This is a genomic window from Thalassoroseus sp. (genome assembly GCF_984380535.1).
Window position 1 is genome coordinate 237,342 of sequence record NZ_CFHRBF010000001.1, and the last position, 18,639, is coordinate 255,980.

General features: G+C 55.4%; 12 protein-coding genes. 6 read left to right on the forward strand and 6 right to left on the reverse strand.

Going from position 1 to position 18,639, the window contains the following annotated elements:
* Positions 1–61 precede the first annotated feature (61 nt).
* Positions 62–1,126 carry a tetratricopeptide repeat protein gene (locus tag AC5DDB_RS00860; RefSeq protein ID WP_491737772.1) on the reverse strand — a complete coding sequence of 355 codons (1,065 nt, stop codon included), beginning with the start codon at positions 1,124–1,126 and terminating at the stop codon, positions 62–64.
* Positions 1,127–1,370: 244 nt separating this feature from the next.
* On the opposite strand from AC5DDB_RS00860, the gene trkA reads away from it, so the two are divergent.
* The 4 genes from trkA (at position 1,371) to AC5DDB_RS00880 (ending at position 7,068) form a co-directional block, all read left to right on the forward strand.
* Entirely contained in the window at positions 1,371–2,720 is a 1,350-nt protein-coding gene (gene trkA / locus AC5DDB_RS00865; protein WP_491737773.1) for a Trk system potassium transporter TrkA, read from the forward strand.
* A 19-nt stretch (positions 2,721–2,739) separates the two neighbouring features.
* The gene (locus AC5DDB_RS00870; protein WP_491737774.1) at positions 2,740–3,225 is read left to right on the forward strand and encodes a DinB family protein; all 486 of its coding nucleotides are present in this window, start codon (positions 2,740–2,742) and stop codon (positions 3,223–3,225) included.
* A gap of 94 nt (positions 3,226–3,319) precedes the next feature.
* Entirely contained in the window at positions 3,320–5,365 is a 2,046-nt protein-coding gene (gene nadE / locus AC5DDB_RS00875; protein WP_491737775.1) for an NAD(+) synthase, read from the forward strand.
* A gap of 20 nt (positions 5,366–5,385) precedes the next feature.
* Positions 5,386–7,068 (forward strand): amidase, encoded by a 1,683-nt coding sequence (locus AC5DDB_RS00880; RefSeq protein WP_491737776.1) that lies wholly within the window; start codon positions 5,386–5,388, stop codon positions 7,066–7,068.
* Between the two features lie 12 nt (positions 7,069–7,080).
* Here AC5DDB_RS00880 and AC5DDB_RS00885 read toward each other — a convergent pair whose 3' ends face one another.
* The 3 genes from AC5DDB_RS00885 to AC5DDB_RS00895 all read right to left on the reverse strand — a co-directional run bounded on the left by AC5DDB_RS00885 (position 7,081) and on the right by AC5DDB_RS00895 (position 12,717).
* Positions 7,081–10,251 (reverse strand): tetratricopeptide repeat protein, encoded by a 3,171-nt coding sequence (locus tag AC5DDB_RS00885; RefSeq protein ID WP_491737777.1) that lies wholly within the window; start codon positions 10,249–10,251, stop codon positions 7,081–7,083.
* Between the two features lie 259 nt (positions 10,252–10,510).
* The gene (locus tag AC5DDB_RS00890; RefSeq protein WP_491737778.1) at positions 10,511–11,101 is read right to left on the reverse strand and encodes a hypothetical protein; all 591 of its coding nucleotides are present in this window, start codon (positions 11,099–11,101) and stop codon (positions 10,511–10,513) included.
* Positions 11,102–11,523: 422 nt separating this feature from the next.
* Entirely contained in the window at positions 11,524–12,717 is a 1,194-nt protein-coding gene (locus AC5DDB_RS00895; protein WP_491737779.1) for a BON domain-containing protein, read from the reverse strand.
* 775 nt (positions 12,718–13,492) lie between these two features.
* Between AC5DDB_RS00895 and AC5DDB_RS00900 the strand changes: the two genes are divergently transcribed.
* Together AC5DDB_RS00900 and AC5DDB_RS00905 are read left to right on the forward strand one after the other, a co-directional pair.
* On the forward strand, positions 13,493–13,762 hold the full coding sequence (locus tag AC5DDB_RS00900; RefSeq protein WP_491737780.1) for a hypothetical protein: 270 nt from the start codon (positions 13,493–13,495) through the stop codon (positions 13,760–13,762).
* Positions 13,763–14,334: 572 nt separating this feature from the next.
* Positions 14,335–14,874 (forward strand): inorganic diphosphatase, encoded by a 540-nt coding sequence (locus AC5DDB_RS00905; RefSeq protein ID WP_166819795.1) that lies wholly within the window; start codon positions 14,335–14,337, stop codon positions 14,872–14,874.
* Positions 14,875–14,966: 92 nt separating this feature from the next.
* Here AC5DDB_RS00905 and cmk read toward each other — a convergent pair whose 3' ends face one another.
* Positions 14,967–15,605, reverse strand: coding sequence for a (d)CMP kinase (cmk, locus tag AC5DDB_RS00910; RefSeq protein ID WP_491737781.1), 639 nt, complete (start codon positions 15,603–15,605; stop codon positions 14,967–14,969).
* Between the two features lie 24 nt (positions 15,606–15,629).
* Positions 15,630–18,482, reverse strand: a complete 2,853-nt coding sequence (locus tag AC5DDB_RS00915; RefSeq protein ID WP_491737782.1) for a hypothetical protein — start codon at positions 18,480–18,482, stop codon at positions 15,630–15,632.
* Positions 18,483–18,639 lie beyond the last annotated feature (157 nt).

Sequence of the window (18,639 nt, forward strand, 5' to 3'; positions counted from 1 at the left end):
GTCGGCTTGAGAATAAACGGAAGCGAATATGAACTCCAGCGGGCAGCGAACTCGCGGGAAATCATTCGGTCGGTGCCGACCACTCCGCAGGAGCCGGTGCGGCGAACGCAACACTGTGGCCAATGCGACGAATCCCATCGGACGTCGGCGGCTCCAACTTCAGCAGGTTGGCCATCACATGGGCGGCTTCATGACCAGGATTGATCTGCAAGACCCGTTCCAATCCGGCCTGAGCACCGGTGACATCGCCGCTACGATGTCGAGCGTAAGCGATCCGGTACCAATCGTCAGCAGAGACTTCGCCAGTCAGCGATTCGGCGGCCGATGCCAGCGTCGTTGCCGCGTCGGACCATCGCTCCATCTGTCCGTAGGCAATCCCGAGTTTCCAAGTTGCGAAATGTCTCTGCATGACGGTCGCCAATGGTGACTGGGCCGCCGCACGGAGTAACGGAGCCGCTTCGGATGCCCGACCGTCCTTCATTTGCAGAGTCGCTAGACGAATCTGTGCCTCGGTATGGTGACTGTCGACAGCCAACAATCGATGATAAATCTCGCTGGCCAACTCAAGGTTATGATCACGTTCGGCGTAGTCCGCACGTTTGAGCAATGCGGTTGGTTGCAATGGATCGGCAACCAAGGCAGAGTTCAACGCAGCGACTGCGTCCTGCTGGCGTCCTTCAGCTTCCAGCAATCGCGCCAGGGTGACGAAACTTTCGGAATCGTCGGGCAGATTCGCCGTCGTGAATCGAAGATGTTCAATAGCCGCCAGCGATTCTCCACGATCAATCGCCAGTCGTGCGACTTCCCGATGAAGTTCGGGATCTTCCGGATTCGTTTCTACGGCTTTTCGGAGATACTGATACGCGAGATCGAGATCGCCGTCACACTCCGCTTGATAAGCCTGCTCGGTCAGAAACCGCGCCTCGTTACACGATCGGTCACAAAACTGCTGCAGCCAATGACATCCGCTAAAATTCACCGCGAACAGACCGAGAATCCCCAGCAACGTGAAGACCCGAATTCCCAACCGAGTCGACGGACCGATAGCGGTCATCGGTCGGCTTACGCGTCGTGCGTTCACCGCGATGGATTGACGACTCCGGATTGTTCGGAGGTCAAATCGCATTTTCGGCGTCAGAATGGAGAAACTAGAAAAACTGAGAGAGGTCGTAATACTCGACTTCAGCGGAGTTTAGGCGAGATTGCCAAATCTGACCAGAGGAATTCGACGTCCTGGGTCGTTTGCACTGGCGGGTCCGGAGCCGATTTTGCTTCTCGGGTCAGCAAGTCGGCCTCGTGCCGTTGGCGCGGAGACTCCAAGCACCGACAATAGCCGGAGAATTCACGATTCGAACCCTGAGACCAACGAAATGAATGTTGTTATCTTCGGCGCGGGTACGGTGGGCACATCCATCGCCGAATTGCTGTGCTCGGCAGAACACAATCACAATGTGTGTATCGTCGACGCATCTGCCCGAGCGTTGGGCGAGGTCGAGGAACGACTCGATGTGCAGAGTGTACAGGGGAGTGCCTGCGATGTCGCAACGTTATTTCAAGCTGGCGTCCAAAGTGCCGACCTGTGTCTGGCGGTCACGAGCGGTGACGAAACGAATTTGGTCGCAGCCAGCATTTCCAAAGCGATGGGGGCCGGCCGCAGTGTGGCGAGAATCTATCGCCCGGCTCTACGGGATACGAGTACCTTCGACTATCGTCGACACTTCAAGATCGACCGATTGTTCAGTTTGGAATTTCTGACCGCTTTGGAGTTGGCGAAGCAGGTTCGCGAACGCGGTTTGTTTACCGTCGAAAACTTCGCCCGTGGCGGAATCGAAGTCCGGGAAGTGGGCGTGGACGCGGAAGCTTCGATCATCGGCGTTCCGATGCGCGACCTGGATATGCCACGTGGGGTTCGAGTCGGTGTGATTACCAGCGGCAATCGGTCGATCATCGCAGGTGCGGATGATGTCGTTCGGTCGGGGGATCATGTGACACTCATCGGCACAACCGATGCAGTCGAGGCGATTAAAAAACGATTCGAAGCCCGCAAGCCGAAGACGATGAATGTGGTGATTGCCGGTGGTGGCGAGATCGGTTACCACTTAGCCAAGTTGCTCGAAAACCGTCGTTTCAATGTGACTTTAATGGAGTCCGATGAACATCGAGCGGAAGAACTTTCGCGACGACTGGATAAAACGACAATCCTTCACGCCGATGCCACCCGACGCAGCGAAATGGAGGAAGCCCGAATCGGAAAAGCGGATGCGTTCATCGCATGTACGGGGCGAGATGAAGACAACATCATCTGTGGTGTTGAAGCGCGAGAGTTCGGTTGTCGACGCATTTTATGCGTTGTCCGACGCCCAGACTACGCGAACGTCTTGGCGAAATTGGGGATCGATGTGGCCGTCAGTCCCCGCGAAGTTTTAGCTCGACAAGTTCTCGGGCTCGTGGATGCCGGACCCGTTTTGGACCGGACGTTGCTTTCCGGTGAAGCGGAGGTGTGGGAAGTGGAGATTCTTGCCGGCAGTCCGGTGACAGAGGCCCCGCTGAAAGAATTGCAACTCACGCATGCCTTAATTGCAGCCATTGAACGTGACGAGTTTGTCCGTGTGCCGGGAGCCGATGATCAATTGCAAGCAGGAGATACGGCTGTTGTACTCGTCCAAGGCGCATACGCCGAAGCGACCCGGCAAATGTTTCTACCAACGAAAAACTTATAACCCCAAAATGGAATGACTCATGAGCATCATCGAAACAACGATCAAGATTTGGGAATCGAACCGACAGCGAACCCTCGCGACGTTGGACGAAATCGCCAAACATCCCAACGCGACAGAGATTCTCGGATGGCGACCAGGACCGGGACGAGCTCACATCGCTTGGCAGTTGGTCCATGTCGGCATTACGGAAGAACTGTTCGCAACAGAACGAATCCTGCAAACATCTGCCGCATTTTCCGATCTCGTTCCGCGTTTCAAAGGTGGGAGTACGCCGGACGACGACATTCCCAGCGTCGAGATGATCCGCACCGTTCTCAACGAGAGTCGGGAACACCTCAAAGCCACCATTTCGAAGTTCAACGACACGGAACTCGATAACGTTCCCGAACCATTGCGGGAGCGGAATTGGTCGATCGGCAAAGTCATTCAGGTGATGGCCTGGCATGAGCCTCATCATCAAGGCCAGGCTCATATCACCTTCAATCTGTGGAAGGCACAGCAATAGTTGATTGCGTTTTGAAAAGAACCTTACGTCGCGACTCTCTAAGTCGGACATGGGAAGATCGGCAACTGGTGACTGTTCGCGGGAAAGACAACAGATGCAGTTGATCAAAGTGGGAGCGGCGGCGTTGAATCAGACGCCGTTGGATTGGACAGGAAATGCCCAAAACATTGCAGACGTTCTTACGCGAGCGCGTGACGAACGGATCAGCGTTTTATGCCTGCCGGAATTGTGCATCTCAGGCTACGGCTGCGAAGACGCATTCCATTCCCCCGGCGTATGGTCGACAGCATGGGAGGTGCTTCACGAACTGTTACCACAGACACAAGGTTTGATCGTTGGCCTCGGTCTGCCGATCTTCCACCAAGACGCGGTCTTCAATGCCGTCGCGGTCGTCTGCGACGGCAAATTGTGCGGATTCGTTTTGAAGCAGTACCTCGCCGGTGACGGCATCCATTACGAACCCCGTTGGTTCAAAGCGTGGCCGGCTGGTGTCGTCACCACGCTGCATCGCGGATCAGAGTCGTACCCGCTCGGAGATTTGGTGTTCCGCTGCGAAAGTGCGAACGGCAAATCGATTTCACTCGGTTTCGAAATTTGCGAAGACGCCTGGGTCGCGAATCGTCCGGGCAGTCGGTTGGCCGGCGCGGGTGTGGACGTCATCTTGAATCCGTCTGCCAGTCACTTTGCGTTCGGCAAAAACGAGATCCGCAAACGATTCGTGCTTGAAGGTTCACGAGCCTTCGGTGTGACCTACGTTTACGCGAATCTCTTGGGCAACGAGTCGGGGCGGGCGATTTACGATGGCGGCACAATGATTGCAACGAGTGGTCGCCTGCAAAGCGTTGGCAGTCGTTTTCGCTATCAGGACGTACGTCTCGAATCCGCTGTGGTCGATGTTGATCTCACGCGGATGAACCAAGCCCGGATCGTCAGTTTCCGCCCCGACTTGGACGTCCACCCGCGATCCCGAATCGCGGTCCCGTTCGAATTTCCTGACGTTGGTGCTGCCGCCATACAAGAAGTCAGCGACGCGACGTTCAACCCTTTGGCACACGAACCCAGTTTCAACGCCTGGGAAACCGGGTCGCACGTCAAGGAAGAAGAATTCACCCGGGCAATTGCTTTGGCCTTGTTCGACTACATGCGAAAAAGCCGGTCGCGAGGTTTCGTGGTGTCACTGAGCGGAGGTGCCGATTCGGCGGCCTGTGCGGTACTGGTTGCAATGATGGTCGAATTTGCTGTCCGCGATTTGGGATTCGAGGGCTTCGCTGAGAAGCTGAGCTACATTCCGGAACTGCGAGAATTCACGACACCCCAGGAATGCGTCAAACGATTGTTGACGACTGCATATCAAGCGACCGCGAATAGTGGTGACGTGACGCGGTCGGCTGCGCACACGGTGGCAGAAACCATCGGGGCGACGCATTACGAGTTTGATGTGGAACGGATCGCAGCGGCCTATCGTGATACAATTTCTGAAGCCATCGGACGCCCGCTCGACTGGGATCGCGACGACATTACGCTTCAGAATATTCAAGCCCGCGTGCGATCCCCCAGCGTCTGGATGCTCGCGAACCTCAACAATGCGTTACTGCTGTCGACGAGCAATCGGTCGGAAGCTGCTGTCGGCTATGCAACGATGGACGGTGACACTTCCGGCGGACTCAGCCCCATTGCGGGTATCGACAAAGCGTTTCTCCGCAATTGGCTGCGGTGGTTGGAAACGATCGGGCCGGATGGCGGCCAGCCAATTCCAGCACTGAAGCAAATCACTGAGCAAGCCCCGACTGCGGAACTTCGTCCGCAATCTGCGAAACAAACCGACGAAGATGACTTGATGCCATATCCATTGCTGGATGCAATCGAACGAGCCGCGATTCGTGACAAGCAAATGCCGGTCGAAGTCCTACAGTACATGCAAGCGGAATTTCCTCAATACGAACAAGGGCAACTCGTCGAATGGATCCGGCGATTCTTCCGTCTGTGGTCGCGGAACCAATGGAAACGAGAGCGGTACGCCCCATCGTTTCACGTTGACGACAAGAACCTCGACCCGAAAACCTGGTGCCGATTCCCGATCCTCTCGGGCGGATTTGAGCGAGAATTGCGATTGTTGGATGAAGTTTTAGAGACGGATTAATTCCTCCGCGGAGATCGCCAATGAGCGACGATTTCGAACAACACCCCACACGTCGTGCTGTCTTGCTAGCACTAACGACCGCGGGAGTGGGAACGGCCGTTTTTCGACGAGCACTAGCCGCGAACTTGCCAACGCATACGCAGGTGACGCCCGAAATGGTTCAATCTGCCGAGTGGATTGCGGGCATCGAACTGGACGAAGAAACGCGTCAACAAACGGCCCGGTCAGCGACATCGCTACTGCAAGAGCTCAGTACATTGCGTTCCGCCGAAGTGTCGTACGACACGCCTGTTGCGTTTACGTTCGAACCGGCTCCCTGGAGGAGAACATCGACCGTCGATCGTACGCCGACGTCGGTTCGCCCGACGGAATCATCTGCTCTTCCTCGGCCGACGAAACTTGACGAACTTGCCTTCCTCCCCGTCACCGAATTGGCGGCGTTAATCCGGACACGAGCGGTGTCCTCGGAGGAACTCACACGTCTTTATCTGGATCGTTTACAACAGTTTGATCTTCATTTGAAGTGTGTCGTCACGCTGACTGAAGACTTGGCATTGAAACAAGCTCGACAGGCAGACCGAGAAATTGCGGCAGGAATTTACCACGGACCGCTTCACGGAATTCCATGGGGTGCCAAAGATTTGATTTCCGTGCCAGGCTATCCCACGACATGGGGTGCGCCTCAGTTTCAGAAACAAGAATTACCCGGGCACGCAACGGTTGCACGTCGCTTGGAAGACGCGGGGGCAGTTTTGGTCGGCAAGCTGTCGCTCGGTGCCCTTGCGATGGGCGATCAATGGTTCGGTGGACGGACCAATAACCCATGGAACGTGAAGCAGGGTTCGAGCGGTTCGTCCGCCGGTTCTGCCGCTGCAACCGCCGCCGGACTCGTCGGTTTTTCGATCGGCAGCGAGACCAATGGCAGCATTGTGTCCCCGTCTCAACGATGCGGTGTTACCGGTTTTCGACCGACATTCGGACGTGTCAGCCGACATGGTTGCATGACGCTCTCTTGGACAATGGACAAACTCGGACCGATTTGCCGCTCCGTCGAAGACTGTGCCCTGGTGTTCGGAGCCATCCATGGAGCCGACGGACTCGATGCCGCCGCCGTCAATGAACCGTTCCACTGGCCGATCCAAAAAGATCTGCGAGAAATTTGTGTCGGATACATCGAAGCTGGACTCTCCGACGACGATCGCAAGTCGTTGGATGTGCTCCGCGAGCTCGGTCTGAAAACGAAACCGGTACGACTGTCCGAGGATCGCCCGATCCGGGAATTGCTGATCATTCTCGAGTGCGAAGCAGCGACTGTGTTCGATGAACTCACGCGATCGGGAGACACACAGGGACTCAATGCATGGCCAAGAATATTTCGAACCGCAGAGTTCGTCCCAGCCGTCGAGTACCTGCGAGCCAATCGCATTCGTTCCAAGTGGATTCAGGAACTACGCGGACTTTTCGAAGAGATCGACGTCTTACTCGGCAGCAATTTGGTCTCTCTAACCAACCTCACCGGACACCCGATGATCTCGCTCCCCAACGGATTTCGCACGGACGCTAACGACGTACGGACTCCGATCGCAATTAGGCTGGTGGGAGGATTGTTTCGCGACGAGGACTTACTCCATGTCGCGTATCACTACCAACAGGCGACCGGGTTCCACCTGGAACACCCGGAATTGCCTGCGACGGCAGAGTGACGAGCCTTCCGTTCAGCCGGAGACTTTCGTCGAAATTTCCATCAGACGCTTGGCGGCTTTCTCGCTGAACGGCGACATCGGGAATTCGGTTCGGACTTCTTCGTAAGTCTTCTTGGCTTTGTTCCACTGATCAAGTTTTTCGTCACACAACGCTGCTTGATATAACGCGGGTGCTTGCCATTCGGGGAAGTTGTACAACAGGTAAACCTTGAGATAGGCTTCTTGCGCTAGTGCCCACTTCTCCTGATGCCAATGCGTTTCAGCAATTAAAAGTTGTGCTTTCGCAGCGGTCTCGGTCCCGCGACTATTAGGATCGTCTAACGTCCGTTGGAAAGCGGTGCGGGCTTTGTCCCACTCAGCCTGATTCTTGTAGGCACGGCCGAGAATCTCGAATACCTCGAACAGTCGGTCGCTTTTCGGATTCCAGGCTTCGAACGCGGCTGCCGTCTCGGCGACTTGGTCGTATTTTTTCTGCCGAAGATAAGTCTCCGCTAGCAAGACCCACACGCGGGGATACCAATACGACTGCGAGACGTCTGTGTTCGTCTGCTGGTCCTTCAGTTCGAGAAGCAGTTTCTGAGCTTCATCGAATTTTTGATCGGCCAACAACGCTTCACAGGTTCGGAATTTGGCGGTAAACCGGTACGGACTTTGAGGATACGTTTTTTCGATTTCGGTCGCGTACTTCTGAACCGTGTCCCAATCCGTTTCTGCAACGGCAATCTCCATGAGGCGGTAAGTCGCGTGCTCACGGACTTCCTTATCGGACTTTGGGTTCGTCAGAAGTGCTGCGAAGGCGGCTTTGGCTTCATCGAGTTTTCCGGCGATGAAATCACTTTCGGCGAGGCTTAGTTTGGCGTTGTCGACGAGGTCGCTGTTCGGCCGCTCTTCGATGAGTCGTTTGTAGACCGCATCGGACTCGGCTTCGCGTCCGGCTCGCAAGTTCGCGAGTGCCCATTCGTCGAGCAACTTGTCGAGTTCTTTGGCTTCCGGGAATTTATCGAGTAGGGCTTTATACGCAGCGTCGGCTTCCTCGGGTTTTTCAAGTTTTTCCAATCCACGGGCAGCCAACAGACCGGCTAGAAATGCATACCGCGTTGGGCCGGAATTCTCGGTACCGGCTTCGGCAACGGAATCCGGCGAGAACGTCGTGAAGGCAGACTGATAAGCTTGGACCGCGGTGGCGAGTTGATCCGCGTACTGCAGACATTGCCCCCGCATGTACGCAGCTTCTGCCGCTTGGAGTTTGTTCTCCGGGAATTCCTGAACGTACTTGCGGAAGTCGGCAGCCGCGGCTGCGTACTCCATCAAATTAAATCGAGTCCATGCCAGGCCCGAAACCCCCGCCGGATATTGCGGAGTCTTCGAACCGAGTTTCACCAACATCTCGAAGAGTTCTTCCGCGAATTTCCAGTCCTGATTGTCATAGGCGATTTCCGCACTTTCGAGAGTTTTCTCAGCCAACAGCGGACTATTCGGAAAGCGATCGCGGAGCGCCGCGAGATCGACGCGAACTTGCTCGTTGTCGCCTTTTCGCGTGGCCGCCACAATCCGGACCGCCAAGGCAAGGTCGGCTTCGTTCCCCTTGGGAGCCAACTCCAGATACGTCGTTGCCAATGCGATAGCGCGATCGTCGTTTTCTTCCGCGAGGTAACTCCGGGCTGCGATAATCAACGTGCTGATGAATTCCGATGATGCCCCCGTTTCCCGCACTTCTTTCAGCAAGGGTTGAGCGATCGTCAAAACTTCGTCATCGCGTTTGAGCCTCTGCAATACCCGGCAAAGGTGAAAACGAGCCATGTTCTTGGTGTCTTCGGTCGCTGCTCCATCCAAGACAGATTGAAAACGCTTAATCGCTGCTTCCAAGTCTTCGGGGCTGCCTTTCAAATCGAGCAACCGGCCATAAAGCAACTCGTGTTGTACAGCGAGTGATGAGTTCGGGTATTTCTCCGCAAACCGATCAGCGATCTCGGTGGCTTCCGTCAATCGCTTGGCACGAGTTTGCTCGTCGGATGTATCACGGGCCAACCGCAGTGCAGCTTCCGCGGCTAAATGAACAGCGTCAGCGGCATAGATCCCCTCGGGCCAGCGTTTTTCCAAGTCGAGAAACAAGTCCCTTGCTGTTTCGTAGTCTTCGTTGCGAAGAAGACTGTCCGCTTGATGAAACCGAATTTTTTCGATCAGGTCTGGGTCGGTATCTGAATCGGGTGTTGTCGCTAATGCGAAGGTTTCTTCCAGGATTCGAGCGGCTTCGGAATATTCATTGAGCGACTTATGAGAAACCCCACGCCAATAACCCGCAGTCACCGCTTGTGATGCGTCTTCCTCAGCGGTCTTGAAATGCGCAATCGCTTTGCGAAAATCGCCTAATTGATAGTAAGCGTAACCAGCGTTCAACGTCGTCAGTGGACGGAGCGGATCCTTGGCGTCCAATTTGGCGAGCAACGCATCGTAGGTTTCCGCCGCCTTGGCAAAGTTGGATTGATCGAAAAGGATTGTCGCGAGATTGAAACTCGCTTGGTTCGCCAAACGCGGGATCGGTTTTTCTGCGACTTTGCGGTACGTGTCGGCGGCGGCACTGAATTGCTCGGCAGCTTCGTATGCCTGTGCGAGGCCGAACTCTGCTTCATTCGCCAATCGCCCCTTGGGAAACTCCTCGACGGCCGTCTTGTAAGCGACGATCGCATCGGTCGGTTTCTTCAATTCCAGTTCCGTCTCTCCCAAGAATGGCCAGGCCCATTCAGCCAGTTCGTGCTTGGGAAAGTCTTTCAAGAAGGCTTTGAAATCCTTTTCGGCAGCGGGGAGATCATCGATCATGTAGCTGCATTCCGCGAGCCGGTAGAGTGCATCCGCTCGGTGTTTGCTCTGCGGAAACTCATTGAGAAATTTCGCCCAAATCGGACGTGCGGTTTTGTAGTCTTCCGCGTTGGTCAGCGATAAACCTTGGTAGAGACGTGCCGTCTCCGCCTGAGGATGCTTCGAATTGTTGTCGGCGAACTTCCCGAAATTCTCAGCCGCGAGCTGCCAACGTTCTTGGCGATAGAACCCGGCGGCGGCATTGTAGGTTTCGATGGGACTCTGGGCGTAGCCGGTTTCCACCAGACCCGCAATATTCAGCAGCAGCAAACCGGCGATCAGAGACCAAGATCCCGAAATCCGCCCGTTCGGTTGATATGGTTTCATACCTCTCCTCCGCAAAGCGAACCGGCTTTCGCACTCCCACGAAAACCAAACCGCGAACGCTGTATCGCCGTATGGTATCTTGCAAGCGGGCCATGCGACAAGACTGTATGGCCCAACCGGTCAATTGGTCGCATTTTCGAAGGCGAATTCCGTTTTGCTTCTGGTGTATCTTCGCAAAGCACCAGAAGCGCAGCAAAACACCTCGGAGTCCGAAAACTCCGAGGTGTTATGAATTTTGCGATATGGTTTTGGTTGTCGATCAGCGAACGACTGGGCCGGCACAGCGGATCAGGTGGTCGTGATCGATGTAAACCACCGATTCGGTCGCGTCTTCGTGGCTGAAGGGAATCGGCCAGTCGGAACGGATGGTCTTGTCGTAGTACACCGTGCACTTGTAGTGACAGTGATGCAAGCGAGCCGGTCCAACGAGCGGGTAGAACTTGCATTCGTCGATGCGGTCCACGATAGGCTCGACCACAATCCGCACATTGTTGATTTGCGTTTCCGCGAGGAACGCATATCCGCCTTCACCGGTTTCGGATGATGGCAACGCTCGCACAACTTCATCCGGGCTTGGTGGATCGAGACAGAACAACGGAGCGTTCTCACCTTCGACCGGGTCCAAAACCGGAACACGGCCGTATCGCTCTTCTTCGTGGTAAACGTCTTCAATCCGTTGACTGAAGTACGCACCGACCGGAATGAACGGGGCCGTCTTCCAGAAGGTCGAGAAGGCCGACTGGACTTGGAAAAAGCCGTCGATGATTAAGCAACCGCTAGAGCCGATCAGTGCGGTCGACAGTCCAAGGACCAGGACCGACCGCCGGACCAGTTGCTGAAAACGTGTCATGGGATCCCTCCGTGAATGGTCGTCCCGCCCGTACGAATCTTGGCGGAGTCTCTGGTCGAGATGAGATGATCTTGCGTCAGGCCCAGTGGCCTGCGTTTTGATTTGGTCGTTTGTGAATCGCGAGAAGATCGACATCCGTGGTGTCTCGTTCCGAATGATTCGCATTGCAAAGTTTGACCGCCCGAAAATTGGGCTTGCATCATTAATATCGTGTCGAAGGGTGCGATAACTTGGGGAAAAAGTTCGGATTTTACGGGTCGAAACGAGAATAATTCTTCCGACGCAACCCATTATCGCTCAACACCTTCGGACAAAACAAAACGCCCTCGGTGTGAGCCGAAGGCGTTCTGTTTAACAGATTGTGCGATCCCGTGAGCCTACGTGGGTCGTGATGTTAGCGCGACCCACGGAAGCGTTATGGCTTACCAGTTCTTCGGATTGACGAACCACCACCAACGGTCGGTTTTGGAGTCGAAGTCGAGCATCCAGTGTCCGTCGTCCCATTCCAAGCTGGCTTTACGCCATCCCAGTGGGATTTGGGGGTAAGGGTAGTAAGGTCCGATGTAAGGCCAAGCACTTGCCGAGTACTGCTTCGGATACTGAATCGCGGCAGCGTTCGGGTATTGGGCTTGAGCTGGCCATGCATATGGTGGCATAGCGGGGTTGTTGTAGAGGGTGGGATTTGCTCCCGGTCCCGGCATTCCATACTGTGGCGGAGCGGCTGGCATGCCACCAGGGTATGCACCGCCTGGCATTGGATATCCACCACCTGGCATTGGATATCCACCGGCTGCCGGAGGCATTGGAGGTGTTCCCATTGGCATCGGTGCCATTGGAGCACCGGCACCGTCTTGTTGGTAGGCGGATGCCTGCATGATCGAACCGACTTGCAGTTGGTTTTCGACCTGTCCGACACCGTAAACACTGCCGGCAACTTGCTCGGCGAGAGCTTTTTGTTCTTTGGTGGCCACCGAACCGGCCAACACGACTTTGCCGTTCTTGTAGCGGATCACGATGGGCTGATCACCCAAGTTCGATTGCCGCAACGCGACACCGATCCGTTCGGCAACTTCTTGATTTCCAACCTTCGGTGCGGAGTTGGCCGAAGCTTGCATGATGCCGTTTGGAGCTCCCGGCGTCGGGAAAGCCGACATCGAAGGAGCCGTCCCGCAGCTGGAGCAAGACGGGTCAGCACATCCGGTCGTTCCGCAAGACGACTTCGTGAAGCCGACCTGTTGAACGAAGTTGCTGTTTTCCCGCTGATCGTAACCGGCTTGTTGCACGGTCGATGGTGCGGAAATCAGAGACAGTTGGTTGTCGACCCGAGTCACACCCGGGACTTTGCCGACCAACTTGGTCGCCATCGCTTTTTGTTGAGCGTTGGCGATTTGGCCGGTCAGTTTGCAAGTTCCGTTGCCACAAACGATGTCGATATTTGAACCAGCCAACCGAGCCGACCGCAACACGGAGGCGACGTCATTCGCTAACTCTTGGTTGCTTTTCGCCGCCTGCGTGGTCTTCGCCGGTGCGGTTGGGAAGTCGTTTGGACCACCCCACACAACACCGGGGGCGGCCATGATTCCCAGACCGAGAATCCAGTTCCGATACCTGAGCATGAAGAATCTCCTGCTTGTTCTCGCAAGGAGCCGACCGACTTGGTCGTCTCCGTCCCGCCCCCATGCGGGGAGCCTACAATGTCCGTTTTCCCGCAGCGAAACTCACGGGTTGCATCTGTCACCGAACTTCCGTCTGCCCAATCGGTCGAAACGGAACATTGCGGCCGTGTGCTACCACTTTCGCACTTCAGCGTGCCGGTCACGGTAAAGAACCGCACTTGACACGCTACCTCTAACTTTCGGCGTTTCCGGACCAGTTTGGTCAGGTTATTCCGATTGTTTCTGTTATTTCGGCGAGGTCGGCAGTTTCACATCGGCTTTTCTCTTGGGATTCCTTGGAGAAACGATTTTCCCGCCCAGAGAAACACAACACCTCCCGACAAGACATGACCACATGAACACAAGTAAGTTTCCTCGAAGTCGCCAGGAAAACCCTATCACCTCCTAGACAGACGGGACCAGGTCGGTAAAAATCCGGCTGAAGCAGTTAGCCTGTCTTTTCTGAATGATTTGATTTTGTGTGAGGTAGCTAACATCGCGATTCTACCTGTTCTGTACAATCTGCCCGAATTAACGGCAAAAGCCGAGATGAACGCAGACAACGGATGACAAAGTCTGTGTTCGGAATTGGCGGGCCCTGAAACGTCGTGGAGAGCGTTTCCTTTGGCAACTTACTTACGGAAAGAAAAATCCCCATGAGGAAGATTAGTCCCCTGTTCAACGCAGTGTTCTCACTCGGCTTGGTTCTCGCTGGAGCCACCATGGTCGAGGCCGGATGCTTCAAGAAGTCCTGCAGCACGCCAACCTACACTTCGTGTGGCACGTCGTCTTGCAGCACACCAACCTACACCTCTTGCGGCACGACATCGTGCGGCTCGTCGGTGGTTTACTCGTCCTGCAGCACACCGACCGTCACATCTTGCAAGTCTTCTTGCAATGTCGTCTACGAATCGGCTTGTTCGAGCAGCTGCGGCACAACCAGCCACGTCGTGCACCACTCCGCTTGCCCGACGACCAGCTGCCAAACGTCCTACAAGGTCGTTAGCTCCGCCTGTGCATCCACCTGTTCCCCTGCCACCACTTGCTCCAGCCCGGCTCCTTCGTCCTGCGGGCACGTTAGCTACAGCAGCTACGCTCCAGTTTCCCACGCCACTTACTACTCCTCACCTACCTCATCGTGCGTCGGCGGTGCTTGCGGTTTCTAGAAGTCTCCCGCGAGAGAAAACCCGCTGAATGATTCGTGAACAACGCCGGTTGCAATAGTACCGGTCATCCACGAATCGCAAGCAAAACCATCATGCAACCTCATGGATGAGGACCGATCCAAAGGGACCTTGGACATCGGATCGTGTCACCAGTTTGCCCCTAACTACCTTACGGGAAACGCTCTCCCCTTGTTCTGTTGAGACACGAGACGAACAACGTGCCTACCGAATCACCGATTCGGTAGGCTTTTTCTTTGGACTCTGCCCGACCGCCACGCGACAGACGGTTGCCATTCGTTCCAATTTCAATTCTTGGCCGATATCCTACGGTCCCATTCCGGGCTTTGCCTGCGTGGGCAATGTGCCTACAATCGCGCCGCGCACTTCTTTTACTTCTTCCAACGGACGAATCATGACTCACGCTTGGCATGATGTCACGCCAGGGGCACAAGCACCTTACACGTTTATGACTGTCATCGAGATCCCCAAGGGTTCGAAGGTCAAATACGAGCTGGACAAGGGCACCGGGCTGCTCAAAATGGACCGCATGTTGTACTCAGCGGTCCACTACCCGACCAGCTACGGTTTTATCCCGCAAACGTTGGCCGAAGATGACGACCCATTAGACGTTCTCGTTCTGTGTCAAGAAGCTGTCTCCCCGTTGACGCTCGTCGAGAGTCGTGCCATCGGGCTGATGACGATGATCGACAGCGGCAAACCGGACCACAAAATCCTGGCTGTCGCCACGCACGACCCGGAATACAATTCGTTCAACGAGGCGATGGAACTTCCCCAGCACCGCCTCAGCATGCTGCGACGGTTCTTCCAGGACTACAAACTTCTGGAAGGCAAAGCCGTCGAAGTCGACGAGTTCCAACCGGCTTCGGAAGCCTATCCGGTCATCGAAGACGCGCTTGCCCGCTACAGCACTCAACGTCGTCGCGGATTCTGATAGAGGCTGGGACATAAAACCAGGGGCAAGAGCCAAATCGGGTTCGTTCTTTCCGCCCCTGGGCACCGGTCTTTTGCCGACCGCAAATGCGGTCAAATCCGTTCGAGGAGTTGCTGAATCACGGTTTCGACGTCGACGTTGGTCGTGTCGATAATCACAGCATCGTCAGCGGGCACAAGTGGTGCTACTTCGCGTGTTTGATCGCGTTCGTCGCGCTCCAGGATCTGCCGGAGCACGTCGGATTCGGTGATTTCCAACTCGCCATAGGTTTGCTGCGACTTGAGATCTTCAAACCGCCGACGTGCCCGTTCCTCCGGGGCTGCGCTCAGAAAAAATTTGCGTTCGGCGTGCGGGAACACCACGGTTCCCTGGTCACGCCCTTCGGTCACGATGTCGGTGTTTTCCGCGGCCGCACGTTGCAAACACACCATCGACTCTCGCACCGCTGGAATCGCGGCGACACGAGACGCAACTTCGGAAGCCTCCGCGGTTCGGATTGCGTCCGTCACATCATGCCCGTCCGCTAAGACATGCCCGTGCTGAAACTCGATCCGTACAATGTTGGCAACATGAATCGCGGCTTCGTCCGTATGTTCGCCGCGACTCCACAGTAAGCCGACAACACGGTACATCGCCCCGGTATCGAGGAACTCAAACCCCAATCGGTTGGCGAGCTGTCGAGCCACCGTACTTTTGCCCGACCCAGCCGGACCATCAATTGTTACTATCATGAATCGCAAACTTTTGCGGAAGGATCAAAACTCGAATTCGACGTCGGCAATTTCATAGGGGTTCATCGGCACATAGACGGCATCGTCTTTCACCACAAGGGTGTCTAAGGTGCGGCCGTTGAAGTCGCGTGTCCGAGCTTTCGAGGGATTGCGGAAGCATCGAATCACCACGTTTCGGCTACGCCCTTCGGTTTCCAACAATCGCAACCCGAAACCGTTGGCTTTCCATTCGGAGTTTTTCGAATCCGCCATCGCTGGCAAGACTCGGAGAACCTGAGCGTTCGTCGCATTGATATGGAACAGCCAACCGGTTTGCCCAGATTTCGGCGGCCCGACTTCCGTTGGCACCGCCACAATCGGCGTCTGTGCCGCCCGTGCCGCTTGCATCGGGTAGGGTTCATCGACGGCGATCGACAGCTGGAACTTGCGTTTTGATTCGCCCTGTGTAATTAACAGAGTATCGAGCAAGCGACTATCGGTCTTCCGATGTGCCGGCAAACCGTGGAAGATAATTGTTGTGCGATCATCGTCAGAAGCGATTTCGAGGTAATCGGTGGTCTCGAACCGTTCGCCCATGAAACCGTGAGCCCCCTGTTGAATCGCCCGCGTGAGTACCGCTCCCGGGTCGTGCCAGGCAAAACGGGCAGCGTAGTAGTTCGTCCACGGGTCGGCATCGGGAGTTTTCTTCGGTGTCAGTTCGATTTCGACATCCACGACTCGTCGAAAGCGACTGACTCGAACGGTTTGGCGATACTCCGCCAGGACGGTTTCCGTGGCGTCATCGAGTAAGTCGCCTTTCGTGACGATCTCACCGACCGCGGGACCGACCGACGTGATCGCCAAATCCCGGCAAACCATCCGCGAATAGTACGATGGTTCCGTATCGCCATATTGACCGACCGGGACTTGCCGCTCGTGCGGGAAACGGTACGCCAATTGTTGACTCAACCGGTTGGGAGACCGCCCGTAATTCTTGATTCGCGAAATTCCCCCGGTCGTGGGATTGATCATGACCTCGAAGAACTCATTGCGAAGAATATTTTCGACGGCCATCGGCGGTTCGCTTTTGGTCTTCGAAACCGCCCCGTGACGAGGCAACCATACGAAACCCGAACCGGGAATCTCGACGACAGCGAGCTTGCGGGAGTCGTCAAATTGCACCGCTTTTACAGGCCCTTCGACAACCGGCGGCTTCGCCAGTTCGGATAGTGCGACCGTCTCCGTTCGTGCAGTACTGAGTGTATTCAACAATAGAATTCCGGGTTGCCCCGTCGCTCCGTGAAGAATCACGTTCGCCAAACGTCGGCCGGCAGTCTGTAGAAAGTCTTCAAGTCGTTCCTCGACGTTCTGTTTTTCGTTCGGTTCTGCGTCGGGATTGGCTTTTTCGACCAGGGCTTCGACTTCGTCGGTCTGCGAGTCATCGACTGGCTTCCCGCATAGGGTGTTTGTCATCGCCATACACCACTGGCCGGCTTCGAAGCGGTCACGTCGCGAGACATGATCGGCAAACCGACTAATCGGATCGGGCAACAATCGTGCGGCCGTCTGGATGAAAAATGGTGGAGCGTATTCTTTGGCTTCGAAGTTCGACACGCGAATGGGTTGATCGGTATCGGTGAAGAACTTCGATAGAGTCACGAACTCGCCGAGCACCGGAGCGTATTTACTCATGCGGTGCAAGTCGCCAAGCCAGGGCGATTTGACTTCCGGCCAACGGGCGAACAGGACGGCAGCGGATTGGTCTTGTTCCATCGACTCCGCCATCAGCAACGGGAACCGCAAGAAACTGGCGGCTCCTTCGGCGGTCAACGGAAAGCGACAGACAGCATCGATCGCACTGCCATCAATTCCTTCCCAACGAATCTTGCTGGAATCTTCCTCAGGGTACAGGCCATCATCCATGACCAAATGCAATGCCCCGATAAACGCCGACTTCGAGAGGATCTGCGGCAGTTGTCCCGACAAACCGTAACGTCGTCGTCCCCAGACTTCCGGACTGCGGTCGAAAAGTTGTTGGAACTGCCGACGACCTTGCTCGAATTCCCACAAAACGGACCCGATCGGCAGCGACGTCAGTGGTGCTTCTCGAAGATCACCGCCAATAAGATCTAAGCGATCGTCACGCCAACGGGATTTGACTTGGTCGACCAACTCGCCGTTCGATTCGGCAATCGTTTGCCAATCTTCAGCCGAGGTGACGAAATTCACGCAGGTGTTTGCTTCTAATAACTGTTCGAATGCAACGCGTTGTTCTTCGACGAGGCGGGGGATCAGCAGACACAAATCGATGATGTAGCAACCAATCGGATAAAACCGCTCCCGAGCTTCGAGCAGTTCTTCAAAAGCATTCTTGAGATGTCGGGCGGCCGTTTCCAGATCGTCATTCTGTACGGCCGTTGCAGCGGTCACAGCTTCGCGTTCGAGGTGAACTTCATCGAGGTTGCTGTAATGGTGCATGTGTCGCGTGAGCAACTCCATTTGCAGCCAACACGTGCCCAAGGCCAGGAAATCCGCGACGAAATCCGATTTCGCCGTTCTCTCTGGTGTCAGAATGCGTTTGATTTCCGCCAGCATTTCCGTACGACTGGACATCCCGGAGATTACGATCGCCCCTTGGAGTTGGGCATGTTCCACCCAACCACCGGGAAGCCAATCGTCACAGGCGGTCGGAACGATGAACAAACGATCGTCCAAATCGTCGGGCGGTTCATCGGATCGGTCCCAAACCGGTAATGCTTGGGTTTCGGCCAGTAAACTCGGATGCCACGCGACCGCAAAGGCATTGAGCAGACTGCTCGCCTGATCGTCGGGAAGCTCGGTCGGAAAATCTTCCAAGCTGTGGCAGGGGATAAGAACGGTTACGCTCCGGATAGTCATAGCGGTCCGGTTGTCGATTGGCGGAAAAACGGAATTCAAATCGGAGCGTATGATAACGAATCCGCCGGGAAAACTTCGACTCTGAAAATTTCTTGCGTTTTTTGGGAACGAAAAGGGACTGGTCAGCATCCTATCAACATGCGTACCATTCTAAGAC